The sequence below is a fragment of the Sphingomonas sp. UV9 genome (assembly GCF_004101245.1).
GTDB lineage: Bacteria > Pseudomonadota > Alphaproteobacteria > Sphingomonadales > Sphingomonadaceae > Sphingomonas.
The window spans coordinates 357,975-383,550 of record NZ_SCIN01000001.1 but is presented as its reverse complement, the minus strand read 5'-3'; the positions used below and the strand labels follow the sequence as shown (position 1 = coordinate 383,550).

Annotated in this window: 13 protein-coding genes and 1 tRNA gene; 5 read left to right on the top strand and 9 right to left on the bottom strand. The window is 65.5% G+C overall.

From position 1 onward, the window contains the following. Nucleotides 1–98: 98 nt before the first annotated feature. From EQZ23_RS01465 to lepA, 3 genes are all read right to left on the bottom strand, one after another. Entirely contained in the window at nt 99–3,467 is a 3,369-nt protein-coding gene (locus EQZ23_RS01465) for a polysaccharide deacetylase family protein (RefSeq protein ID WP_128452705.1), read from the bottom strand. Nucleotides 3,468–3,775: 308 nt separating this feature from the next. Beyond that, nucleotides 3,776–6,076, bottom strand: a complete 2,301-nt coding sequence (locus EQZ23_RS01460; protein WP_128453529.1) for a TonB-dependent receptor — start codon at nt 6,074–6,076, stop codon at nt 3,776–3,778. 411 nt (nt 6,077–6,487) lie between these two features. Continuing rightward, on the bottom strand, nt 6,488–8,308 hold the full coding sequence (gene lepA / locus EQZ23_RS01455) for a translation elongation factor 4 (RefSeq protein ID WP_128452704.1): 1,821 nt from the start codon (nt 8,306–8,308) through the stop codon (nt 6,488–6,490). A 108-nt stretch (nt 8,309–8,416) separates the two neighbouring features. Between lepA and EQZ23_RS01450 the strand changes: the two genes are divergently transcribed. Together EQZ23_RS01450 and EQZ23_RS01445 are read left to right on the top strand one after the other, a co-directional pair. Continuing rightward, nucleotides 8,417–8,493: transfer RNA gene (locus EQZ23_RS01450), tRNA-Pro, on the top strand. Nucleotides 8,494–8,540: 47 nt separating this feature from the next. Next, on the top strand, nt 8,541–9,887 hold the full coding sequence (locus EQZ23_RS01445) for an N-succinylarginine dihydrolase (protein ID WP_128452703.1): 1,347 nt from the start codon (nt 8,541–8,543) through the stop codon (nt 9,885–9,887). A gap of 67 nt (nt 9,888–9,954) precedes the next feature. Here EQZ23_RS01445 and EQZ23_RS01440 read toward each other — a convergent pair whose 3' ends face one another. The 6 genes from EQZ23_RS01440 to EQZ23_RS01415 all read right to left on the bottom strand — a co-directional run bounded on the left by EQZ23_RS01440 (nt 9,955) and on the right by EQZ23_RS01415 (nt 19,311). Continuing rightward, a complete protein-coding gene (locus tag EQZ23_RS01440) occupies nt 9,955–12,969 on the bottom strand; it encodes a TonB-dependent receptor (protein WP_240663107.1) in 3,015 nt (1,004 codons plus the stop codon). 476 nt (nt 12,970–13,445) lie between these two features. Beyond that, nucleotides 13,446–15,005 carry a carboxylesterase/lipase family protein gene (locus EQZ23_RS01435; RefSeq protein ID WP_128452702.1) on the bottom strand — a complete coding sequence of 520 codons (1,560 nt, stop codon included), beginning with the start codon at nt 15,003–15,005 and terminating at the stop codon, nt 13,446–13,448. Further along, entirely contained in the window at nt 14,992–15,999 is a 1,008-nt protein-coding gene (locus EQZ23_RS01430) for a sugar kinase (protein WP_128452701.1), read from the bottom strand. Before EQZ23_RS01430 ends, EQZ23_RS01435 begins: the two co-directional genes overlap by 14 nt. 145 nt (nt 16,000–16,144) lie before the next feature. Continuing rightward, nucleotides 16,145–16,900, bottom strand: a complete 756-nt coding sequence (gene kduD / locus EQZ23_RS01425) for a 2-dehydro-3-deoxy-D-gluconate 5-dehydrogenase KduD (RefSeq protein ID WP_128452700.1) — start codon at nt 16,898–16,900, stop codon at nt 16,145–16,147. Between the two features lie 161 nt (nt 16,901–17,061). After that, the gene (kduI, locus tag EQZ23_RS01420; RefSeq protein WP_128452699.1) at nt 17,062–17,904 is read right to left on the bottom strand and encodes a 5-dehydro-4-deoxy-D-glucuronate isomerase; all 843 of its coding nucleotides are present in this window, start codon (nt 17,902–17,904) and stop codon (nt 17,062–17,064) included. A 366-nt stretch (nt 17,905–18,270) separates the two neighbouring features. Continuing rightward, on the bottom strand, nt 18,271–19,311 hold the full coding sequence (locus EQZ23_RS01415; RefSeq protein WP_128452698.1) for a LacI family DNA-binding transcriptional regulator: 1,041 nt from the start codon (nt 19,309–19,311) through the stop codon (nt 18,271–18,273). 151 nt (nt 19,312–19,462) lie between these two features. Here EQZ23_RS01415 and EQZ23_RS01410 point away from each other — a divergent pair, with 151 nt between their 5' ends. The 3 genes from EQZ23_RS01410 to EQZ23_RS01400 all read left to right on the top strand — a co-directional run bounded on the left by EQZ23_RS01410 (nt 19,463) and on the right by EQZ23_RS01400 (nt 25,551). Next, nucleotides 19,463–20,260 carry a fumarylacetoacetate hydrolase family protein gene (locus tag EQZ23_RS01410; RefSeq protein WP_128452697.1) on the top strand — a complete coding sequence of 266 codons (798 nt, stop codon included), beginning with the start codon at nt 19,463–19,465 and terminating at the stop codon, nt 20,258–20,260. A 24-nt stretch (nt 20,261–20,284) separates the two neighbouring features. Further along, the gene (locus EQZ23_RS01405) at nt 20,285–21,613 is read left to right on the top strand and encodes an MFS transporter (RefSeq protein ID WP_128452696.1); all 1,329 of its coding nucleotides are present in this window, start codon (nt 20,285–20,287) and stop codon (nt 21,611–21,613) included. A gap of 131 nt (nt 21,614–21,744) precedes the next feature. Then, nucleotides 21,745–25,551, top strand: coding sequence for a LamG domain-containing protein (locus tag EQZ23_RS01400; protein ID WP_240663106.1), 3,807 nt, complete (start codon nt 21,745–21,747; stop codon nt 25,549–25,551). The last annotated feature ends 25 nt before the right edge of the window (nt 25,552–25,576 follow it).

Below are 25,576 nucleotides of genomic sequence, written 5' to 3'. Positions count from 1 at the left end.
CGTCATCCTGACGAAAGTCAGGATCCAGGGTCACGAAGGGCGGCGATCGGTTACTCTGGATCCTGACTTTCGTCAGGATGACGGGACTGGGCGGACCGCTAGTTCGCCGTCACGCGTCCCGTCCGCGCCAGCTTGCCCCAGCCGACCAGCGGCCCGCGCAACGCCTGCGCGATCGCCTTCAGCACGACGTAATACATTACCTGGCGGTAGCCGATCCGCTGCGGGATCAGCAGCCAGAGAAGCCGCCAGCGTTCCTTGCGCTCCAGCGCGAACGCGATCGTCGCGGCGAGCAGGTCGATCGCGGTGAAGATCAGCCAATAGGCGAGCATCGTATAGACGTCGTGGCTGGTCTGCTCCCAGCCATGCGCCTGCACCGAAAGATAGGTGGAGGCGAAGCTGACCAGCAGCGCGAGATCGATGATCGGCGAGATCGACGCGAGCACGATCTGGAATACGATCGCCTGCGGCAACCCGACCCAGCCGAGCCCGCGCGGCTGCGACCTGCCGATCGCCGAGCGGTGCTTGTAGAGGCATTGCAACGTTCCGAACGCCCAGCGGAACCGCTGTTTCGCCAGCGCCCGCATCGTCTCGGGCGCCTCGGTCCAGGCGATCGCGAACTGGTCGTATTTGACCGCCCAGCCGTGCCGCTGGATCGCGATCGTGAGATCCTGGTCCTCGGCGAGCGTGTCGTCGGGATAGCCGCCGACGCTGCGGATCGCCTCGAGCCGCCACGCGCCGACCGCGCCCGGCACGACCGTCATCGCGTTCAGCCGCGCGAGCGCACGCCGTTCGAGATTCTGCGCGGTGATGTATTCCAGCGCCTGCCATTTGGTGATCAGGTTGACCCGGTTGCCGACCTTGGCGTTGCCTGCGACCGCGCCAAGCTTCGGATCGTCGAACCACCGGGCGAGCCGCGCGATCGTCGTCGGTTCGAACTGCGTATCGGCGTCGAGCGCGATGACGATCTCGCCGCGCGCCAGGTCCAGCCCACGGTTGAGCGCGCGCGCCTTGCCGCCGTTCTCCAGCGTGAGCAAGCGCACGCGGTCGTCGCCGGAAAACGCTTCGGACACGACCCGGCTCGTGCCGTCGCTGGAGCCGTCGTCGATCACGATCACCTCGATCGCGACGTCGGTCGATGCCAGCACGCCCTGCACCGCGCGGACGATCACGCGTTCCTCATTGAACGCCGGGATCATCACCGTGACGAACCGCGACGGATCGATCGTCGGAAACACCGTCTTCAGTTCGCGACGCGCCTGGATCAGCGCGAGCGCGGAGAGGGCCAACGCACGCAAGATGCCGATCGTGATCGCGATGCCGAAGATCCAGCGGAGCGCGACGACGATGCCGCCGAGCGTGCTGAACAAGGCCAGATCGGCGACGGCGGCAACACGGTCGCTCGACGATATGACCGGCATCGCCGCATCGCGCGACAGGCCGGCGAGCGTCGAGACGGGGACGAAGCTGTAGCCCATCGCGCGCAGTCGATCGATGATCACCGGCAGCGCGGCAACGGTCTGGGCGCGGTTGCCGCCGGCGTCGTGGAGCAGGATGATGTTGCCGCTGCGCTCGGGATTGCCCGCTTCGACGCCGGCGATCGTCCGGTCGATGATCGCCTGTACGCCCGGCCGCTTCCAGTCGTCGGGATCGACGTGGAGGCCGACCGAGATATAGCCGCGCTGCTGCGCTTCGAGTGCGGGCAGGATTTCGTCGGCGGTGCTCGGCTCTGCGTCGCCGAAATACGGCGCGCGGAACAGGCGGAGCGAGCGCCCGGTGAACGCCTGAAACAGCCGCTGCGTGGCGTTCAGTTCGTACTTCACCTGCCGCGTCGAGACGTTGGCGAGGTTGGGATGCGTATAGGTGTGGCTGCCGATCTCGTGCCCCTCCGCGACCATCCGTTCGAGTAGCGATCGCTGCGTCAGCGCATTCTCGCCGATCACGAAGAAGGTCGCCGGCGCATGCTCGCGCTTGAGGATGTCGAGGATTTGCGGCGTCCATTCGGAATCCGGGCCATCGTCGAAGGTCAGCGCGAGCTGTTTCGGGCGGTAGCCGGTCCGCACCACGACGTAAGGCGACGGCATCCGCGTGAAGTTCACATCGGCGATCGTGCCGTCCTTTGCCGGCACCGCATCGCGAATGCCGGTGACGGGCTCCGCGGCGATCTTCAAAATCTCGCCATTGCCCTCGATATCGACGTTGGTGCCCGCGGGCATGGCGTCGATCGAATCCGGGACCGGAAGCTTGCGGTGATCGCGACCCCAGATCGACCAGAGCCCCGGATCCTCGGAGCCAAGCCGCCAGAGCGCGACGCTGCCAAGGCCCGCCTTTTGCAGGAAGGCGATCTGGTTGAAGGCCGATGCCGCGTCGAGCAGCCAGACCTGATGCTGCACGCCGCCTTCCGAATAGGCGAAGCTGCTGTTGCCGCTGGTCTTGTCGAAGGTCGGCATCGTGCCGGAGTCCGCGGCGTTCTGCCACGCCTCCTCGACATCGAGCGCATCGCCATTGCCGCTCTCGGCGCCGGCGTGCCAGTCATAGGCGTAGGAGCCGATCGCCACGACCAGCTTCGACGGCGGGATGCCGCGCGCTGCGTTGGCGACCGTCCGCGCGAACCAGCGTTGCGAGGCGATCGGCCCCGGCGCGCCGCTCGTCTCGTGCTCGTCATACGCCATCAGGAAGATCTTGTCGGTCACCTTGGCGTACGCGGGCAGGCTCCAGTCCGGATTCGCGACCGGCGCAGCGATCGCCACCACCCAGCCACGCGGTGCGAAGCGCGCGCGCGTCTCGGCGAGGAAGGCGCGGTAGTTGGGCTGCGCGGACGCGGGCAGATCCTCGAAATCGTAGAACACGCCGCCGGCATGGTTCGCGCTGAGGAACGGGACGAGCTTGTCGAGGAACGCCGTGCGCGCTTTCGGATCGGCGAACAGCGCAGCGCTACCGGCGCCATCCCAATCCCCGTCGACCGCGTTCTGGACCATCGGCAGGATGACCGGGCGATGCACCGCCTTGTTCAGGATGTCCCGACCGGCTTGATCGCGGAACACGGTGATCCGGTGATCCTTTCCAGTGACCGACACCCAGCCGGGGATCAGCCAGTCCAGCTGTTCGACATGCCGCGCGAGGCTGGCCGTGCTCGCCTCGTCCCACGGCACATGAAAGGCGATCGCGAGCTGCGGATTGGCGCCGTTACCGGCACCGGGCTTGGCTGCGATCGTCCCGAACAGCTGCCGGGCGTAGTAATTGAGGTCGCGCCTCGTCTCGCGGAGGATGCCCCCCCGCGGTGCCGGCAACTTGTGGAGCGCCGGATGCTCGGGCTCGATCGGCAGCAACGGCGCGGTCGGCACCGCGCCGATCGATACCGCGAAGACCGCGATCGACAGCAGCAGCAATGCGACGAACGCAGCAACGCCAAAGGTGAAGCGCCGGCGCCGGCGGCCACTGGCATCGTAGAAGACGGGATTGAGCGACATGAAGCGAGTATCAACCGGCGGAAGGAAAACGGCAAATTGCTATTTCAGGCCGCTACAGCGCGTTACGAGCCGACGCTTCTGACAAATGCGTCACGCTAGCGTTAGGATAGACTGGGGTGTGCCGCCGTGAGCCGGACCGGGCAGGTCGAATATTGGTTCGAAGCTATCTTTCCCCGCGAAGGGGAGGTGTCGCCGAAGGTGACGGAGGGGACGGACACGGAACGTATGGATCGCATTCCTCCCCCTCCGTCTGGGAAGGGCCAGCCACCTCCCCCTTGCGGGGGAGGATTGATGGCCTCCCTACCCGATCAGCGGAACTTGCCGCTGAGCGACACGCCGATGATCCGCGGCTCGTTGAACACGGCCGCCATATAGTTCTCGATCACGCCCTTGAGGTTCTTCTCGCCGGTGATGTTGCGCGCGAACACCGCTAGTTCGTACGCATCGTCGGGCGCCGCGTAACCGATCTTCAGGCCACCCTCGAAGTTGCCGTTCGCGGTAAACTCCTTGGTCTTGTACAGCACGAACTGGGTATAACCCTGGATATTGAAGTCGCCCGCGATGAACGCGCGACCGCCATTGCCGAGCGGCTGGTCATAGCGCGCGGTCAGGTCGACGTTATACTCCGGCGCGTTCGGCAACGGCTCGCCGTTGATCTTCACCAGATAGGTCGTTCCGAACGCACCCGGGACGGAACGAACCGGTGCCGACGGCGTGCAGACCACGACGTTGTTGAGCGCGCAGATCTGCACCTCGGTCGACTTGTCGCGGATCGCGCTGTGCAGTAGGCTGAGGCCAGCCCCCAGCGTCAGGTTCGGCACGGGCTTCCAATTGGCTTCGGCTTCCATGCCGTACGCCTCGGCTTTGTTGCCGTTGAACAGGATACCGTTGCCGTTGACGTCGTTGCCGTTGAGCTGGATGTCGTTGACGCGGTAGCCGAACACCGTCGCGTTGAGGCTCAGCGTGTTGTCGAGCAGGCGGGTCTTAATGCCCGTCTCCCACGACAGGATCGTCTCGGACTTGGCGGTCGAGAAGTCCGAGTTGAACACCGCCGAACGACCCTGGATGGTCGGTCCGCGGAACCCTTGTGCGACGCGCGAGTACAGGCTGACGTCCGGGCTCGCCTGGTACAGGATGCTCGCGTCCCAGCTCGGCTTGGTCGCCTTCAGCGTAACGTCGCGGCGGAAGTTGGCCGGATACTGGCTGACGCCGGCGACGGTCTGCACGGTCTTGAGCAGCTCTGTGCGCTTCTTGTCCTCGGTGATGCGACCGCCGAGCGTCACGGTCAGCTTGTCCATCAGTTCGTAGCTGACCTGACCGAAGGCAGCCCATGACGTGTTGACGTCATGCAGGCGGACCCAGTTATTCGGGTTACGCGCGGCGGTCGTCAGGAAGAACGTCCGCTGGTAAAAATCGGTGATGTCGCGGTTGTCGAAATACAGGCCACCGACCTGCCAATTGAAGCGTCCGCCGGGCGTGCCGGCAAGACGGATCTCCTGCGACCATTGATCGAGATCGCGGATCTGGCCCTGCGATTGGCCGAAGCCGTTGGCGACCCCGCGGACGGGGAAGTTCGCGCCCGCACCGCCATCGGTATCGCCGCGACTGAAGCCCGAGGTCGTTTCATAGGCGGTGATCGAGGTCAGCGCCGCCGGACCGAAGTCGTAGCTTGCGCGGACCGAGCCGCCATAGGTGTTGTAGCTCTGCGGGTTGTCGTTGCCTTCGTCGAGCGCGACGGTGTTGCGCGGCTCGGCCGAGACGTCGTTCGAGCCCTTTTGGAGCGCGCCGCGGTGGAACAGCGTCGAGGTGCCGTCATACCAGCGCGCATGACCCGACAGGTCGAGCGAAAACGCGGTACCCGGCGTGAGCGCGAGCTGCAGGCGGATGTTGCGATCGTCGAAGCCGCCCATCGCGTTCTTGCGCGGCGTCGCGGTGCTGTCCTGGCTGGCACCCACGAACGCGTTGTCGATATAGTTCGCACGGTGCTGGATCAGCGTCGAGAGGCGGAATGCGAGCACGTCGTTGATGAGCGGGCCACCGACGCCGGCGTCCAGATTGACGCTGCCATAGGTGCCCACCGAGGCCGCGGCGCGGCTCTCGAAAGCGTTGGTCGGCTTGTAGGTGTCGAACTTGATGATACCGGCGGTCGTGTTACGCCCGAACAGCGAGCCCTGCGGACCGCGCAGCACTTCGACCTGGCGGACGTCGTAGACCGGGTTTGACTTCAGCACGACATGCTCGAGGATCACGTCGTCCTGGATGATCGTGACCGGCTGCGAGGCGCCGAGGTAGAAATCGATATTGCCGAGACCGCGGATGTAGAAGCGCGGGAAGATGCGGCCGGTCGTCGATTCGACGTACAGTCCTGGCACACGGCCGGATAGCGCGAGTAACGTGTCGTCGCCGCCCGCCTGGAAATCGCGCAGTGCATCGCCCGATGCCACACCCACCGACAACGGCACGCGCTGCAGGTTCTCCGAACGCCGCTCGGCCGTCACGACGATGTCGCCTAGGCCTTCCTCGGGAGCCTGTACCTGCTCCTGCACCGGCGCGGCTTGCGCGAACGCCGCCGACCCAGCCAACACCGAACCACACGCGACGCCAAGCATCAGCGCCGACTTAACGACCGAAATCTTCAAGATGATATTCCCCAATCGTGCGGCGCTGTCCCTGACGACCGGCCGCACATCCCAATACGCAACGCCGCTGCGCTTCATCGACCACCCTCCCCGGATGGCACGACGACGCCTCGCGACGCTCACTCCCCGATCCGGCGGTTAGGCGGGGATTGTGTTAGGATGATGACAGTTGGTGACGGGGTTTTCGTCTGTGCGAAACCTGGCGCCGCTGCGACATTTTCGTGAACGAGATGGGCGCGCCACCCCCCCTGCCAGTCATACCAGCCAAAGCTGGTATCTCGCTGTTCGAGCCGCGCCCCCACCCTACAAAGGCCCCAGCTTTCGCTGGGGTGACGAGGCGTTAAGCAAGGTGGCTTGGAAACTGACCCGCTCTAGATGCGCCTACGCGTCATCGCCCATGCGCAGCGCGGCGATGAACGCTTCTTGCGGGATGCTGACCGAGCCATATTCGCGCATCTTCAGCTTGCCCTTCTTCTGCTTCTCGAGAAGCTTCTTCTTGCGGCTTGCGTCGCCGCCATAGCATTTCGCGGTCACGTCCTTGCGCATCGCGCTGATCGTCTCGCGCGCGATCACCTTGCCGCCGATCGCTGCCTGGATCGGGATCTTGAACAGATGGCGGGGGATCAGTTCCTTCAGCCGCTCGACCATGCCGCGGCCGCGCACTTCGGCGGTGCCGCGATGGACGATCATGCTCAGCGCGTCGACCGGCTCCTCGTTGACCAGGATGCCCATCTTGACGAGATCACCCTCGCGGTAGCCGATCTGGTGGTAATCGAAGCTGGCATAGCCCTTGGACATCGACTTCAGCCGATCGTAGAAATCGAACACGACTTCGTTGAGCGGCAGTTCATATGTCGCCTGCGCGCGGCCGCCGACATAGGTCAGGTTCTTCTGGATACCGCGGCGATCCTGGCACAGCTTCAGGACGCTGCCGAGATATTCGTCGGGGACATAGATCGTCGCTTCGATCCACGGCTCGCTGATCGTCGCGATCTTGTTCGGCTCGGGCATGTCGGCCGGGTTGTGCAGCTCGATATGCGTCGTGCCCGCAGGATCGGGGTGGGTCAGCTCGATCTCGTACACCACCGACGGCGCGGTCGTGATCAGGTCGAGGTCGTATTCGCGCGTGAGCCGCTCCTGGATGATCTCCAGATGCAGCAGCCCCAGGAACCCGCAGCGGAAGCCGAAGCCCAGTGCCGCCGACGTTTCCATCTCGAACGAGAAGCTCGCATCGTTCAGCCGCAGCTTCGAGATGCTCTCGCGCAGCTTCTCGAACTCGGCCGCATCGACCGGGAACATGCCGCAGAACACCACCGGCTGGACTTCCTTGAAGCCCGGCAGCGCTTCCAGCGCAGGCCGCTTGGCATCGGTGATCGTGTCACCGACGCGAGTCTGCGCGACCTCTTTGATCTGCGCGGTGATGAAGCCCATCTCGCCGGTGGCCAGTTCGGTCAGCTGCTCGATCTTCGGGCGGAAACAGCCGACCCGGTCGACCAGATGCATCGTGCCGGTCTGCATGAACTTGATCTGCTGGCCCTTTCGCAGGACCCCGTCGATCACGCGCACGAGAATGACAACGCCGAGATACGGGTCGTACCAGCTATCGACCAGCATCGCCTTGAGCGGACCGTCGATATCGCCCTTGGGCGGCGGGATCTTGACGACGATCGCCTCGAGGATGTCCGCGATGCCGATGCCGGACTTCGCCGATGCGAGCACGGCCTCGGACGCGTCGATGCCGATCACGTCCTCGATCTCCTTGCGCACCTTTTCAGGCTCGGCGGCGGGCAGATCGATCTTGTTGATGACCGGCACGATCTCGTGATCGTGCTCGATCGACTGGTAGACGTTCGCCAAGGTCTGCGCCTCGACACCCTGCGCGGCGTCGACCACCAGCAGCGCGCCTTCGCACGCGGCGAGGCTGCGGCTCACTTCGTACGCGAAGTCGACGTGGCCGGGCGTGTCCATCAGGTTCAGGACGTAATCGAGGCCGTCCTTCGCCTTGTACGCCAGACGCACGGTCTGCGCCTTGATCGTGATCCCGCGTTCCTTCTCGATGTCCATGTTGTCGAGCACCTGCTCGGACATTTCGCGTGCGGTCAGCCCGCCGGTCTGCTGGATCAGCCGGTCGGCGAGCGTCGACTTCCCGTGGTCGATATGGGCGATGATGGAAAAATTGCGGATGCGGTCGAGCGGAGTCATACCGCGCTCCTAGCAGTGCCGTCGCGTGCGCGATAGATCGCGGACGCAGCCGATATTTGTCTTGATCGGAATCCATGTCGCGGCTAGGGCGCTCACCGGCAATGTTGTCGGGGCGTGGCGCAGTCTGGTAGCGCACTGGTCTCGGGGTCCAGGGGTCGTAGGTTCGAATCCTATCGCCCCGACCATTGCCGATTTTCCTGGGGCGGATGCCCTATCCCCGATATTGAACGCCATGCGACGCGCCTCCACGGACGATGGCGGTCGCTCGCGAGTGATAGGGAGCGATGCGGTGATCGAGGTCAATTTCGACGGGATTATCGGGCCGACGCACAATTATGCGGGCCTCTCGATCGGCAATCTCGCTTCGGCGAACAACGCCGGCAATATTTCCGCACCGCGCCTTGCCGCCCTTCAGGGCGTCGCCAAGATGCGCCGCGCGATGGCGCTTGGTCTGCACCAAGGCCTGTTCCTCCCGCACATCCGACCCAATGTCGAGTGGCTTCGGACGCTGGGGTTCGTCGGCGCCGATGCCGAAGTCCTCGCCTCGGCCTGGGCCTCCGACCGCGCACTGGTGGCGAACGCGATGTCCGCCTCGGCGATGTGGACCGCGAACGCCGGCACGGTGTCGCCCGGCAGCGATACCGCGGACGGCCTGTGCCACATCTCGGTCGCGAACCTGTCGACGATGCCGCACCGCGCGAGCGAAGCCGAGCAGACCGAACGGCAGCTTCGCCTCGCCTTCGCCGATCCGCGCTTCTTCCGCGTCCATCCCGCTGTCCCCGCGGCGTTCGGCGACGAGGGGGCAGCGAACTTCATGCGCCTCGCCTCGCCCAGCGGGCACAGCGCGGTCGAGATGTTCGTCTATGGCGAGGGCAATGCCGGTGGCTTCCCCTCGCGCCAGCGCCGCGCCGCCAGCGAAGCCGTCGCGCGTCGCCACGGGCTCGATCCCGCTTGCACGCTCATGGTGCGCCAGAGCGACGCGGCGATCGCCGCCGGCGCCTTCCACAACGATGTGGTCGCAGTCGCCAACGGCCATGTCCTGTTCGCGCACGAGCACGCGTTCGCCGACGCCCTCGCGCTCCGATCGGCGTTGCGGACGCTCCTCCCGGACGCCCTCGTGATCGAAGTCCCCGCGGACCGCGTCAGCCTGGATACCGCGATCCGCACCTATCTGTTCAATTCGCAGCTCGTGACGCTACCCGACGGTGGCATGGCACTCATCCTGCCCGCCGAAGCGCGGGATCACAACGCGGTCTGGACCTGGCTCGGCGAACTCGTCGTGAGCGGCGGCCCGATCCAGCAGCTGGAGGTCGTCGACGTTCGCGAATCGATGCGCAACGGCGGCGGTCCCGCCTGCCTGAGACTGCGGGTGCAAGTCGGCCCCGAGGCGCTCGCCGCGATCGATCCCCGCTTTCTCGTCGACGAGGCAATTTGCGACCGGATCGAAGCGGTGATCGCGCGCGAATGGCCCGTGGCGATCGCGCCCGACGACCTCGGCGATCCGCAGCTTTGGGAGCGTTGCGCCGCAGCGCGCGCCGCGCTGACCGCAGCGCTCGGTTTTGCCGCGGACGAGATCTAACGCAAAAAGGGGACGCAGCCTAACAAGGCCTGCGTCCCCGAGATATCGGCGGTTTGCGCTGCCGCCACTACATCTTGAAGCGCGCACCGACGAGGAAGGTGCGGCCGAAGTGATTGTTCTCGTAGTTCCGGTTCGCGTCGAGATCGACGTAGCGGCTGCGGTAATTGTCGGTGAGGTTGGTGCCCTCCAGCGACACCTCGACTGCCGGCGTCAGCTTGTAGCGCATCGACGCATCGACGTTGGTCGTCGCGCCATACCCCTCGAACAAATTGCCGGTTGCCGACGCGCCGTCGATATACGGGCTGCGATAACTGATCGATCCGCGCGCGCTGAACTTCGCATCCTCGTAGTAAAGCGTGCCGTTATACGCGCGCTTCGACAGGCCGTAGAGTGTCGCCGATCGGGTCGTGTTCGGCAGCGGACCGAGCGTGCCTGCGGGCCGGGTGATCGTCGTCGCCGGCCCCCCTTGCGAATACCCGGCACTGGAGTCGACGAACGTCGCATTGGCCAGCGCGCCGAAGTTGCGCAGGAAGCCCGGCAGGAAGCGGAACGTCGTCTGGAGCGAGATTTCCGCCCCCTTCAGCGAGGCACCCGTGCCGTTGACCGGCGAGGTGATCTGCCACAACTGGCCTTCCGGAGCACCCGCGGCCGGCGAACTGGCCGGGATCACTGACAGGGGGAGGCCGGTCGATGCGAACGTGCCGCTGCGCGTTGCCGAGACCGGGAAACTCTCGACGTTCTTCTTGAACAGCGCGACCGAGAAGATCGACTGCGGCGCGAAATACCATTCCGCCGAGATGTCGAACGCGGTTGAGCGGAACGGGTCGAGCTGCGGATTACCGAAGGTCACGCGGTAGTTGAAGCCATCGACCGAACCGCCCGGCGTCAGGCTGCCGAGGCTGGGTCGGGTCAACACCTTGGCGATTGCGCCGCGGATGATGATGTCTTCGGTCGGGAACAGCGCGACGTTGATCGCGGGCAACCAGTCGTCATAGCTGCGCTCGACCGTCGCAGGCGTGTTGACGGTGACGCCGGCGACGGTCGCCGAGGACAGCCCGGTCGAACGCTGCTTGGTGTGGACGTAGCGGATGCCGGCATTGGCGGCGTAGCGCAGGCCGAGGATGTCGCCCTTCACGTCGAACTCGGTGAAGCCGCCGGTCACCTGCTCGGAGACGCTGCGGGTATCGCCGACCAATACGGTCGCGGGACGGTTGTAGAGCCCGGTATAGGCGGCCGACGCATCGATGTTCGGGATCAGGAAGCTGGTCGTCGTCCCCGCAGGCTGGCCCGCCTTGCCGAGGTTGAAGATCTCGCCGAGGCTGCCGGCCGGGAAGCCGTACACCGCGGTCGACCCGAACAGCGTGTTCGGCGAACAGGTCAGCGTCCCCAGCACGACGTCACGGCCCCCCGCATTGGGGCAGACGACGGCGTCGCGCGAGAAGCCCTGCGTGTCGAAGGTGAACTTGCGGTAGAGCCCGCCCGCCTTGATCTGGAAGCCCTCGGCGACATCCCATTCGGTCCGCAACTGCGCGGTGCGGAATTTGTTGACCGTTTCCGACGGCCGATCACGGATCTCCGCCAGCTGGAAGTTCGCCGGGTCGGTGACGCTGGTCCCGAAGGTCAGCGCCGGCCGCTTCATATCGGTATAGTCGTAGCTATACCCCTGCGCATCGCGGTCATCGAACACGAAGGTCGTCTCGACCGGGATCGTCGCATCCGACTTCGAGATGCCGCCCATCAGCGTGAAGCGCAGCTTGTCGGTGACATCCTGATCCCAGCTGCCGCCGATCTGGTAGAATTCGGTCTGCGACTTCCGGAGATAATGCTCGGTTCGCACCCAGGCATCGTTCAACGTCGCCTTGATCAGGTTGTTGTTCGAATCGATCGTATAGTCGCTGATGTCGATCGACCGTTCGTTGGAGCGCAGCAGGACTTCGCCCCATTTCTCCTCGCGGGTTTCCTTGAAGCGCGAATACAGGCCATCGATCGACACCTTGGTGGCATCGCTTGGCGACCATTGCACGCTGCCGGTTATCCCAAGCCGTTCACGTTCGTGCCGGACGGAACCGTAGCGCGGGATGCGCGGGTGAAAGGCAAGCGCGGCGGCAGTGCAGTCTGCGCTCGGCACGTACACGCCGCCGCGGTTCGGCGTGGTGTAGCAGCGCGTGCCGTCGACCGAATCGAAAGGGCCCTGGGCCCAGCGTACGGTGTTGTTGCCGAGTTCGAAATTATTGGTCTTCGAATAGGCGGCGGAGGCTGCGACGCCGAAACTGCCATCGGCCGATTTCCACGACAACAGCCCGGCGAGGCGCGGTCCGAAATTCTTGCTCAGGTCGTTGTAGCTCGCCTGCGCAGACCCGACCGCGGTGAAGCCGATCTTGCCGCCAAGCGGGTTGCCCGTGTTGAGATCGACGACCGCACCGAGCGAACCTTCGTCGAGCGACGCCTCGGCGGTCTTGTGGACGACGATCGAATTGAAGAGTTCGGAGGCGAAGACGTTGAAATCGAACGCGCGATCCCGGTTCGAACTGGCGCCGTCGGTCGAGGTGGCGACGGTCTCCATGCCGTTGACGCGGACGCGGGTGAACTGGGCGCCCAGACCGCGGACGGTGATCGCCCGCCCTTCGCCGGCGTCGCGCTGGATCGAGATGCCGGGGATACGCTGCAGCGACTCGGCAAGGTTCTGATCGGGGAATTTCGCGATGTCCTCGGCGACGATCGCATCGACGGCGGCGACCGACTGGCGCTTGACGTTCAGCGCGGCGTCGAGCGACTTGCGAAAGCCGGTGACGATGATCTCGGCGGTCTCGCCCTCAGCCTGCACCGTATCGGGCGTGGTCTGCAGTGTAGTCTGGGGCGCGGTAGTGGCGGCCGGATCGGCCTCGGTGCCCTGGGCTACGACCGCTGTCTGCGCCGGCGACGGATCGATCTGAGCCGGCGTTCCCGGTGTCACGCTGTTCGGGATCTGCGCCGCCTGTGCCGAGGCGATGGCCGGCATCGCGAGCGCGAGAACCAGACTGCCCGCTGACACGCCGCCCAGCCAGCCCATCCGTCGAATCGCAACCGTTAATTGAACTTCCATTGCATCCACTCCCCGTTCGGCGATCGCCGATGACACCGGTTGCGCGCTCGACGTCCCGCCGCGGCGCTTCCGACCTGATTATCGCGGAGAATTGGGGCCGTTACTGAGCACGGCAGCACCCGATCCTCTCCCCAAAAGCCAGCTCTTGCTGGTCTCCCCACCGTTCCTTCTTTGCCTAGGTAACCGGTGTCAGAACAATGTCGCATGATCTTTGACGTGTCAACTCGCCGCGTCCCACATCGCACGAAGCAGGAGCTGCGGGTATGAAACGGTACCGATTTACGGCCCAGACAGTCGCGATGATCTGGCCCGCATCGAGCCTGGCCCAGCAGCCCGCATCGCGACCTATGATCATCGTCGACGAGGTCGGGACCGGGCATCGCGACCTATCTGTTCGACGGCGCGACGATCGGCATCCGTCAGACCGGCAGCGAACTGCTCGTATTGATCATCGCCTAGCCGATCCCGCGCTAGGATCAGGTTCCCGGCTGGATATAGGGTACGCGCGCGAACAGTTCGCGCTCCCAGCGTCGCGGATCGTTCTCGATCCTGGACCGGGCGTCGAAGATCATCGTCGATCGCGTGGTGCGGTCGTATCGCGGCCAGTCCGGTGCACCCGTGCGGTTGGGGTCGCCAGTGGTCGCGAACGCGACGAAACTGTCCTGCATCGCCTTCGACGCGGCACGAGCGTCAGCCGCAGTACCGGTCTGCGATCCGGCCGCGGCCAGCGTTCCGAACACCAGCGGGATATCCATCGTGTGGAACGCCCCCTGCCGAGGGTCCGTTCGCGAGGCGAAGTCGACCTGATAGACCCAGCCGGGCACACCCGCATCCGCGCGCGCCTCCGCCTCGATCACCTGCCCGCGCCAGCTGCGCCCGGCGGTGGTCGCGGCGTAGAGGACGTCGCTCGGCGTCCAGTCCGGATAGCGGGCGCGGTACTGCGCCACGACCCATTCGGGGAGGATGTCGGTCTTCAGCTCGGGCGCCATCCGCGCCGCGACGTTGCTCCAGTCGAGCCCCCTCGCCTTCGCCGAATCCGGGCCGATGAAGCCGCGGGTTTCGTCGTGCGCGTTGCCCAGCATCATCGGGATGCGGTTGCCGAGCGGGTTCGCGTCCGGCCAGAACGGGTGCCGGGTCAGCCACGTCATGTCGAGCACCGGCCCGAAATACACACCCCCGCCCATGATCGGATCGGTGGCCGATAGCGCCTCGACCAGCGTCTGGACGGGCATCGTCAGCAACGGCGAAAGGTCGGTCTCGGGCACTCCCAGCTTCGCCAGATAGGCGCGCGCACGGGCGGTGGCGTTGAGGGGCCCCGACGCCGTGACCTGCTGGCCGCTCATCGTCGCGGCGCGGTGGAACAGACTGGCGGCGGCGGGCATCCCCATCATCGTCGCGATCTTCGCACCGCCGCCCGACTGGCCGAACACCATGACGCGCGCCGGATCGCCGCCGAACGCCGCGATGTTGTCGCGCACCCATTTCAGCGCGAGGATCAGGTCGAGCTGTCCCGCATTGCCGCTGTCGGGGAACCGCGGGTCGAGCCGCGCGAGATACAGATAGCCGAGCGCATTCAGCCGGTGATTGACCGTTACGACCACGCAATCACCGCGTGCTGCTAGCGCCTGGCCATCGTTGAGGGGATCGGTGACGCTGCCGTTCGAATAGGCGCCCCCGTGGATATAGACCATCACCGGCTTCTTCGCGCGCGCATCGGTCTCGGCGGTCCAGACATTGAGGAACAGGCAGTCCTCGGACTGCGGCGCATAGGGTCCCGATTGCGGACAGACCGGACCAAACGTCTGCGCGGGGCGCGTCTGGCCCGGCAGCGCAACCCGTATCGGTGCATGGAAACGCTCAGCGCGACCGTAGCGTATCCCCCTGAATGCGCGGACATTGCGATCGGAGGAACCGACGAAATCGCCGGCCGGCGCGCGGATCGTCGCCGACGTTGCCGCCCGCGCCCCACTCGCTAACATCAGCGCCGCGGCGCCCCCGATCGTGGCACGTCGCGTCCAGCCGTCAGCGGCGGACATCGAGCCCGCCCGCCAGATATGCATCGATATCGGCTTGACGGAACAGGCTCGCATCGCCGGGCAGCGAGTGCTTCAGCGCGGCGAGTGCGAGGCCGATGCGCGCGACGTCGGCAAGATCCTCGCCAGAGCGCAGCCCGTGCAGCACACCCGCCGCAAACGCGTCGCCGCCGCCGATCCGATCGACGATCCCGGCGAGCACGACCTCGTCGGTCTGGACATGCGTCCCGCGCGTGTCGATCCGCGCGGACAGGCGGTGGAGATCGACATGCTCGACGTGCCGCGCGGTCGACGCGATCGTCTGCAACCGCGGAAACGCCTCGAACGCCGCCGTCGCCGCTTCGCGCCGCCGATCTTCCGCATCGCCCGAGAAGTCGCGACCGAGCAGCAGCGCGATATCGCGGTGGTTGCCGAACATCAGATCGGCATGCGCGACCAGCTCCGTCAGGATCTCGCGCGGATCCGAGTCCCAACGCTCCCACAGCTTGCCGCGCCAATTGCCGTCGAACGACACCGGGATGCCGCGATCCGTCGCCGCGCGGACGGCCGCGAGCGCGCTCTCCGCCGGAACCGGGCCGAGCGCCGGCGTGATCCCCGACAGATGGAAGCGGTCAACACCTGCGAGCAGCGTATCCCAGTCCCAGGCGTCGACTGACGCCTCCGCGAACGACGACCAGGCGCGATCGTAGATCACTTCGGTCGCGCGCAGGCCGGCGCCCGACGTGACGAAATACAGCCCCATCCGCTCGCCACCCAGCGAGGTCGTCGCCATGTCCACCCCATATCCGCGCAAGGTCGTGATCGCCGCGCGGCCAAGATCATTGTCGGGCACCATCGTCGCCATGCCGACGTCGTGGCCGAGCCGAGCGAGCTGGGTGACGACGTTGGCCTCCGCGCCGGCAACCCAGATGTCGAGCTTCGGCGTCTGCAACAACAGTTCGCGTCCCGGCGGGGACAGCCGCAGCATGATTTCGCCAAACGCCAGAAACTTAGCCATATCGCCCTTTCATCTGATCCTCCCCGGCACGGGCGAGGGAACCGCTGCCTTGGCGGTGGTGGAGGGGAGTGCCACGACCGATACGTGCGCGAAAGCCCCCTCGACCAGCGCGAAGCTGCCCCCCTTTCCCCGCGCGGGGCAGCCTTTATCGTGCCAGCCAGCCGCCATCGACCGCCAGGATATGACCCTGGACATAGTTCGCCGCGGCCGACGACAGGAATACCGCCGCACCGCCGAGATCGCTCGCATCGCCCCATTTGCCTGCTGGAATGCGATCGACGATCGATGCGTTGCGTACCTCATCCGCCTGCAACGCCGCGGTATTGTTCGTGGCGATATAGCCCGGCGCGATCGCGTTGACGTTGATGCCCTTGCCTGCCCACTCGTTGGCAAGCAACTTGGTCAGGCCGCCGATGCCCGACTTGGAGGCGGTGTAGCTCGGCACGCGGATGCCGCCCTGGAAGGTCAGCATCGAGGCGATGTTGACGATCTTGCCCGAGCCTTGCGCGATCATGTGCCGTCCCGTCGCCTGGCACAGAAAAAATACCGACTTCAGGTTGGTGTCGATAACCGCGTCCCAATCCGCCTCCGTGAAATCGACCGCGTCGGCACGGCGGATGATGCCGGCATTGTTGATCAGGATGTCGAGCCCGCCGAGCTTCGCCACCGTCTCGTCGACGACGCGCTGCACGGGCTCGATCGTCGACAGGTCGGCAGAGACGATCTCCGCCCTGCGGCCGAGCGCGCGGATCTGCGCGACGGTGTCGTCGGCGGCGGTGCGACCGACGCACGCCACGTCGGCGCCGGCGGCGGCGAGCGCCACGGCGATCGCTTGGCCGATACCGGTGTTCGCGCCGGTGACGATGGCGACCTTGCCGGTCAGGTCGAAGGGGTTCGTCATGCTTGTCTCCTCCCCTCCCGGTGGGCCCCATCAAAGTAATACTTTGATGGGAACCCATGCGGGAGGGGCCGGGGGGGGGCTCGCGCTTTTCAGCAAGCGGATCGGTGGAGGCGAGCGCGCGCGCCCCCTGCCCCCTCCCGCACGCGGGAGGGGGAGAAGGTCTACGCGAGCTGGCAGATATCCAGCACGTTCATGTCGGTATAATCCTGGTTCTCGCCCGCCATCGCCCAGATGAACGCATAGGCCTTGGTGCCCGAGCCCATGTGGATCGACCAGGGTGGGCTGATGACCGCTTCCTCGTTCGCCATGACGATGTGTCGGGTCGCCTCACCCTCGCCCATGTAATGGAACACGCGATCCTTCTCGAGATCGTCGAGTTCGAAGTAGAAATAGATCTCGCTTCGACGCTCATGGATGTGCGGCGGCATCGTGTTCCACACCGAGCCGGGCTTCAACACGGTGAGGCCCATGACCAGCTGTGCGCTGTCGCAGATGCCGGGAATGACCATCTGGTAGATCGTTCGTTCGTTCGATTCTTCCAGCGAACCGCGCTCCAGCGTGGTGGCATCGCCGACCGAGATCACCCGCGTCGTGAACGCCTTGTGCGCGGGGCACGACGCCAGATAGAAGCGCGCACCGTCGCCGGAGAACTGCACGTCCTTCGCGCCCATCGTCACGTACAGGCAGTCCTTGTTGCCGAGCGTGAACATCTCGCCATCGACGGCCACGGTGCCGTCCACCTTGCCGACATTGACCACCGCGAGTTCGCGGCGTTCGAGGAACGGGTGACCCGCCGCCGAGGCTGGCTCAGCCTGGTCGGGCAGCCTGACGCTACCGCTCGCTACCGCGACGCCGCCGATCACGAAGCGCTCGGCGTGCGTGTAGTTGAGCACGCATTCACCGTCGCGGAACAGGTCCTGGATCAGATAGCGGTCGCGCAGTTCATCGTTGGAGACGCATTCCATCATGGCGGGGTGCGTGGCGTAATAGGTGCGATCGTACATAAAGGGCTCCGGTTAGGCCGCTTGCGCAGCGAAATGGGGTTCGTCGATACGGCAGGCGCGACAGACGAGGCCGCGCGTCAATTCGCCGCGCGTCAATTCGTGAGCCAAGTCGCCGGCAATGACGTGGGCGCGTCGGTCCAGTCGGCGTTCTCGTCGGATCAGGTCGCTCGGATATGAAGCGCAGGCTGACGATCGGCAAAGATTTCCCGCTTCACGGATTAGGGCGAAACGCGGACGGTCAGGGATCAATATCAGCGCGTGTGCCATACCATCCTCCCGGTCCCACGGCGTGCGACGTCGCTTCCGAGCGATCGACACCTCATTGGTAACCGGTGTCAGGTATCAGCGCAACCGGGCTTGGACATATTATCGGACGTCGGGTTCACCCGGCGCCGCGACTGAAGCCCGCCGGATCAGTGTGGACAGAAACAAGGACGGCTCCTCCACACCATCGCTACCGTCCTCGACGCCCGCGATCAATTTCAACGCAGCCGAGCGCGCCATCGACGCGATCGGCCAGCGGACCGTCGTCAGCGGCGGCCAGACATGCGCGGCGATCGGTGTATCGTCGAAGCCGATGATCGACAGATCGCGCGGGATATCGAGTCCGCGTTGCCGCGCCGCGTGGATGATTCCCGCGGCCATCTCGTCGTTCGACGAAAAGATCGCAGTCGGCCGCGGCATCACGTCGAGCAGTCGCTCCGCTGCGATCAGCCCCGACTCGAACGTGTAGTTGCCGTCCGCGATCATGCTGCGGGGAAGCGCAATTCCTGCGGCGGCCAGCGCATCCTCGAACCCGAGGCGACGCTCGCGCGCCGACCGGAACCCGTGTGGCCCTGCGACCAGCCCGATCCGGCGATGCCCTTGTTCGATCAGGTATTCGGTCGCAATCCTCACGGCCTCTCGGTCATTCGACGCGACCATATGCTCGGTATCGTCGATCACCGCCGAGCCCATCCGGACATAGCGACAGCCGATCGAATCGCACAGCTTGGCGACCGAATCATTCTCGCTGACGGGCGGCATCAGCAGTACGCCGAACAGCCGCTGCCGTTCGAGGAAATGCCGCAGATCGTCGAGCATCGTCGCCGATCCGCGATCGAGCGGCCGCACCACCATCTCGAATTCGGTGCCATGCAACGCCTCCAGCATGCCCTGCTGGACGTTCAGCACGGTCTGCGCATTGGGGTTGTCGTGGACCAGGCCGATCAGGAAATTACGGCGAAGCGCCAGCGCGCGCGCTTGCGGATTGGGAATATAGCCAAGTTCGCCGATCACGTCCTCGACGCGCTTTCGCGTGTCGTCGTTGAGTAGCGGCGACCGGTTGATCACGCGACTGACCGTCTTCTTGGAGACGCCCGCGATCCGGGCCACGTCGTTGATCGTCGGCTGACCGGTCTTCTGCATCGCACTGGCATAGCTCGCGAACTTGGCAACGACCAGTCTCGTGCAGGTTCAAAGGCATTCGCATCGATAAAAGGCCATGCCGCTTGTCAATGACACCGGTTTCCCATAGATCGGGGGCCAAGTAGATCAACGCTACGTACAGGAGGGGTTCTTGACGGCACAGCCGGACACGACCGACAATATCGGGCACATCGCCCGGGTCTTCGTCGATGCACGACGGGATGGTGGGCTTGTGCCCGAGTTCCCCGGGACCGTGCCCGTCACGCTGGACGAAGGCTATGCCGTGCAGGATGCAGCATTGCGCCTTGTGAACGGGAAGATTGCCGGCTGGAAGGTCGGCCGGATCAACCCGCCGCTGGAGGGTATCGACCGCCTGACAGGGCCGATCTTTGCGGATCAGGTCGTGACGGCCGACGCGGATTCCGTCGCGATGCCCGTATTTGCCAAGGGGTTTGCCGCCGCGGAAGCCGAATTCCTGCTGCGGATCGGCGTCGTGCCCGATCCGGCCAAGTCCCGCTACACGATCGACGAGGCGCGTGCGATGGTCGATGCGGTGCATGTCGGTATCGAGATTGCGAGCTCGCCCTTCCCCGGTATCAACGATCTCGGCGCAACGGTGACCGTGTCCGATTTCGGCAATAATAACGGGCTGGTCGTCGGTGCCGATGCTGACGGATGGCGGACTGGCGATATCAACGACTGGCCGGTCGAACTGTGGATCAATGGCGCCTTGATCGGTGCGGCCACGAGTACGACCATGCTCGATGGCCCGTTCGGGGCGGTCCGCTATCTGCTCGAACATCTGGCAGCGCGCGGGATCGCGTTGTCGCCGGGACAATGGGTTTCGACCGGCGCGGTCACCGGCGTTCATCCGGTTGCGATCGGCGACCGGGTCGAAGCGCGTTTCGACAGACGGTTCGCCGTCACCTGCACCATCAAGGCCCGTTAGAGGCTGCTTTCAGGAGAGAAGCCAATGGCGAGCGCGAACATGCCGGAGGTAGGCGCGACCGACGTAAAAGCCGACGTAAGAGGGGGCGGCGATGCAGGAATAGGCGGCAATATCGGCCGCTATCGCTGGCTGATCTGCAGCCTGTTGTTCGCCGCTACCGCGATCAACTATGTCGATCGCCAGATGATCGGCGTGCTGAAGCCGACCATTTCCGCCGAACTCGGCTGGAACGAGACGACCTATGCCGACGTCATCTTCTGGTTCCAGGCCGCCTATGCGATCGGCTATCTGAGCTTCGGCCGGATCGTCGACGTGCTCGGGGCGCGGATCGGCTATTCGGTCGCCTTCGTCATCTGGACGCTCGGCCATACGCTCTGCGGGTTCGCGGGAAACGCGTTCCAGTTCTCCGCGGCGCGCGTCGTGCTCGGCCTCGGCGAGGCGGGCAATTTTCCCGCAGGCATCAAGGCGGTCTCCGAATGGTTTCCCGCCAAGGAGCGCGCGTTCGCGACTGGCGTGTTCAACGCAGGCGCCAACATCGGCGCGGTCATCACGCCGCTGATCGTCCCCATCATCACGATCGCGTTCGGCTGGCGGATGGCGTTCATCATAACGGGCGCGATCAGCCTGATTTGGCTCGTCGCGTGGATCGCGATCTATCGCCGCCCGCGCGAAGTGGCCAAGCTGTCGGCTGCCGAACTCGCGCATATCGAGAGCGATCCGGCGGATCCGGCGAAGAAGATCGGCTGGCTCAAGCTGCTCGGCTACCGCGAGACTTGGGCGTATGCGCTGGGCAAATTCCTGATCGATCCAATCTGGTGGCTCTTCTTGTTCTGGACGCCGGACTTCCTCGCCAAGACCTATCATCTCGACTTGAAGAGCTTCGGCCCTCCGCTGGTCGCGATCTATCTGCTATCCGATGTCGGCAGCGTTGCCGGCGGCTGGTCGTCGTCTAAGCTGATGAAGCGCGGCCACTCCGCCAATTTCGCGCGAAAGATCACGATGCTGGCCTGCGCGTTCCTGGTGATGCCGATCTTCTTCGCGCAATATGTCGACAATCTCTGGCTCGCGGTCGGCATCGTCGGGCTGGCTACCGCAGCGCACCAGGCGTTCTCGGCGAACCTATACACGATCCCGTCGGACATGTTCCCGCGGGGGGCGGTCGGGTCGGTCGTCGGCATCGGCGGCACGGTCGGCGCGATCGGGGGCATGATGATGGCCAAGTTCACCGGCTACATCCTGCAGACCACGGGGAGCTACACGCTGATCTTCGCCGTCGCGGGCAGCACGTACCTGATCGCGATCACCGTCGTGCACCTGCTTTCGCCGCGCTTGGCGAGAGTGGACGCGGGCTGATCCTCCGCCCCCTTGTTCTCTCGCGAAGGCAGGAATCCAGTCTGGGCTCCCGCCTTCGCGGGAGAGCAATCTTCAGATGACGAAATATCTGGCCAAATCGCTCAATGCAGATCGGCCCTAGGGAGAGAGCCTTGAAGCGTTCGACCACGGCGTCCGTCCTCGCATTGGCAGTTGCCAGCATCGCGCCCGCCGTCGCGCAGGATGCGACCGGGCTCCTGTTCCGCGCCTCCGCCGACAAGAGCCTCACCGCCGACTATGCAGCCGGAGACCCGGTCCCCAATTTCCGCAGCGGCGTAGACGTCGTCGCGGATGGCGCGATCGGTGGCGCGGCGCGCTGGGCGGACGATGGGTATGTCGCGTGGAAGGCGCCGGGCAACATCCGTGCGGACCGCGGCACGCTCGCCTTCTTCTGGCGATCGAGGACGCCGGTCGGGGAAGCCCCGTTTGTGATCTTCCGCACCGGGTTCGCGGACCATTCGAGCTGGGACATGGCGTTCCTGCGGATCGACTGGAACGGCCACGGTTTCGACGCCTTCGTCACCGACGCCAACCTCTCTCGTGTCCGGGTGTCCTGGACGATTCCGCAATCGCCCGCCGCGACCGCCTGGTCGCATATCGCCTTTGCCTGGGGCGAGACGGTCGGCGTGCAACTCTATGTCGATGGCAAGCTGGTCGCGCGAAAGGACCAGAAAGCCGACCTCGACAGCGGCCTGGATCAGTTCGGCCTCGCGGGGAGGGTTATGTCGCCCCATCAAGTCCAGAGCCGCTACAATTTCATGCGCGGGTCGGACCTGGACGAGATCCGCGTCTACGACCGGATGCTGCCCACCAGCGACGTCGCGGCGCTCGCGGCCAAGCGTGAACCCGCCCCCGCCCCCGCCCCCGCGCTCGATGCCGCCGCCCGACGCACCGCGTGGCTCCACCGCTACGGCTGGGACAAGGCCGCGCCACCCGTCCTCGACGCCGCGGTCACGCGCGTCCGGAAGGTCGAGTTCGCCGATGCGAAGGACCTGAAGGAATGGATGTGGAAAGGTGTCGACGGCATCGCCGAGACGACCTGGCCCGGCGTCTACAATCGCTCCCGCCTGCCCGGCCGCGACGATTATTTCGAGCTGCCCGATTGGAACACCTATGTCGAAGGCGGCAAGCGCTACGACCTTACGATCCCGCCGCGCGAACGCGTCAACCGCGTCGAGATCCGCGGCGCGGCCTATGGTCGGCTCGACTGGAGCGACGGAAGCAGGACCAGCCCGATCGCCACCCGAGCCCAGGGAATCGTGCGCAGCGTCGACCAGTTCGCGGCCCGCTCCGGCGGCATGCTGAGCTTCACCAACACGATGCAGGAACAGCCGATCCAGGAACTCTGGGCTTATGACATCGGCGCGGGGGCCGAACCCGCGGGCAGCTTCAAGCTGTCCTACACCGTCGACACCGCCGCCTCGCCAGACCTAGCAGCACTGGCACCTCTCAATACCTATATCGCGGGTCGGTTCGGGCCGGACGAGCGCAGCGCCGTCGTCGCGATGCCCTCCGCCGGCCTGAAAGCCGCCGTCGGCGCAGGCTCGGGCGGTGCGACCGGCGCGCCCGTGCGCCGCGCCGACGCCGCCCCGATCGTCCACATCCTGATCCCCGCGAGCTTCGGCGATGCGCTGCCCGATCGCCCGCTGGCCCGCGCGTTCGATTACGGCTGGCAGAATCTGAACGACGGCCTGGACGGTATCGCGCTCGACATCCCTGCGCTCAAGGCAAAGACCGACGCTGGCGGCCTGATCGCGCTCAACATCCGCGTAAAGGATCCGATCTGGCCGGGGCGCGACATGATCGACCTTTCAGTCTCGGTCCGCCCGGGCGAGGCACGTACGCTATGGCTCGACCTGCGCGACCGCATCCTGCCCAACGACAGCCTCTATCTGACGATCGCCAGCGCCGCCCCGGATTTCGACGCCACCGCGCTCAACGGCGCCAAGATCCGTCTCGTCTTCAAACCCCGCGCGCAAGCCCTGCCCGAGCACATCGCCGATCGCATGGCGCAGGTGAAGGACAATTGGGGCTTCCTCGTCGAGGAACACACCGCATCCAAGCGCGCCGGGCTCTACCGGCGCCTGTTCGCGGACATCTCCGACCTGCTCCGCGTCGACCCCGACAACGTACGCGCCCGCGCCTATTGGGCCGACATCAACTATCGCCCAGAAAACCTACCCGCGTTCGTCCAGCCGGTCGCGCCCGCGGGCGTACCGTTATGGGCCTTCCGCCAACTCGAAGACCTCAAGCGCGTCCGCCAGTTCGTCATGTGGTGGATCGACGAGCGGCAAGCCCCTTATGGCGATTTCGGCGGCGGCATTTCCGACGATACCGATCTCACCCAGCAATGGCCCGGCCTTGCGCTGATGGGTGTCGAGCCTGACAAGATCAACGCGTCGCTCCGCGGGCTGTCCGACGCGGTCTACAAGAACGGCATGATCGTGAACGGGCTCGGCGCCATCACCGCGGACGAACTCCATGCGTACGAGGAGGGCCTGAACAGCAACGCCGAACGCCTGTATCTCAACTGGGGCGAACCCAGGGCTGTCGAGCGGCTGATGGAGAATACGCGCGCCTTGCACCGTGTGATCCTGAGGAACCCGGCCGGACACATGCACTTCGCCAGCAACTGGTATGGCGGGCGAAAAATGTACCGCGAAGGGGCGTGGGAATGGCAGAAACCCTATGCCTTCACGGTCATGCACGGCCCGATGCTGGTCGGCCTCTACAACGCCAACCCGCTCGCGCGAGGGCTCGTCACCGGCGTGATCGACGGCTGGATGGCGCATGGCAAGCAGGCGGCGGATGGTAGCTGGAGTTATCCCAACGAGATCAACTGGCGGACCGATGCCGAACGGGTCGGCGATGGCGGCGGTGTCACCACCTCGTTGCAGGCGACGTGGGCGGCGTGGCGCTACACCGGCGATGCCAGATATCTACGGCCGATCGAGGCGCGGCTTGCCAAGGCCGGGCCGGGCGCGCTGGCCGAGTTCAACGAGAATGCCTTCGACGCTCTGCCGGGCGGCGCTGCGGCCCGCACCAAGCTGGCGGCGAGCCCATCCGGAGACCCGTTCGCGCGCTACACCGCTTGGGCCGCGACCGGCGACACCGGGCCTCTGGAAGCGCTCCACGCCGACGCGATCGCCGACAAGTCGCAACATATGGACATGTACACCGAGGGCCATTGGTGGAGCGATCGCGTCGATCAGCCCAGCGAGATCCTGCAACGCGAACGCCTCGGTGGCATCGCGCTGCGTCGTAACCAGAGCTGGCCCGGCAACACGGTGAGCTGGCGCTTTGCCGAGTCTGGCGCGGCCGAACGCGTCGCGATCCTCCTGCCGGGCGCGACGCCCACGAAGTTCCGCGTGATCGCCTACAACACCAGCGATCATGTCCAGCGCGCGACGATGTCAACCTGGACCGTCGCCGCGGGGCGCTGGTCGATGCAGGCGTCGAGCAGCACCGACGGCGGCAAGACGCTCTCGCCGATCGGTAGCGCGCAGGCCGTCACGCTCGAACGCAGCGCCGGCACCGACGTCTCGTTCGCGCCGGGCGCGACGGTGTTCGACTTCGCCTTGGTCGAGGCCGGCACGCCGGTTGACGAGCGTGCGGACCTCGGAATCGGCACAGATGACATCGTCGTGAGAGACCGCACCGTTGCGGTTACCGTCCACAGCCTCGGCGCCAGGGATACGAAGGGCGGTCGTGCGGATCTGGTCGACGCGGCCGGCAAAGCGGTCGCGTCGGCGAATATCCCACCGCTAGCCGCGCCGCTCGACCTTCATCCACGAACCGCGACCGTGAAGCTCGCGATCCCCGCCCGCCTCGATCCCGCAACGCTGACCGTCCACGTCGCGCTGTCGGAGGACGAACCGGAGATCACCCAAGCCAATAACCGCATCCCGCTGCCACGATGAACCGGAGGCCCTGCGCCATTCCACA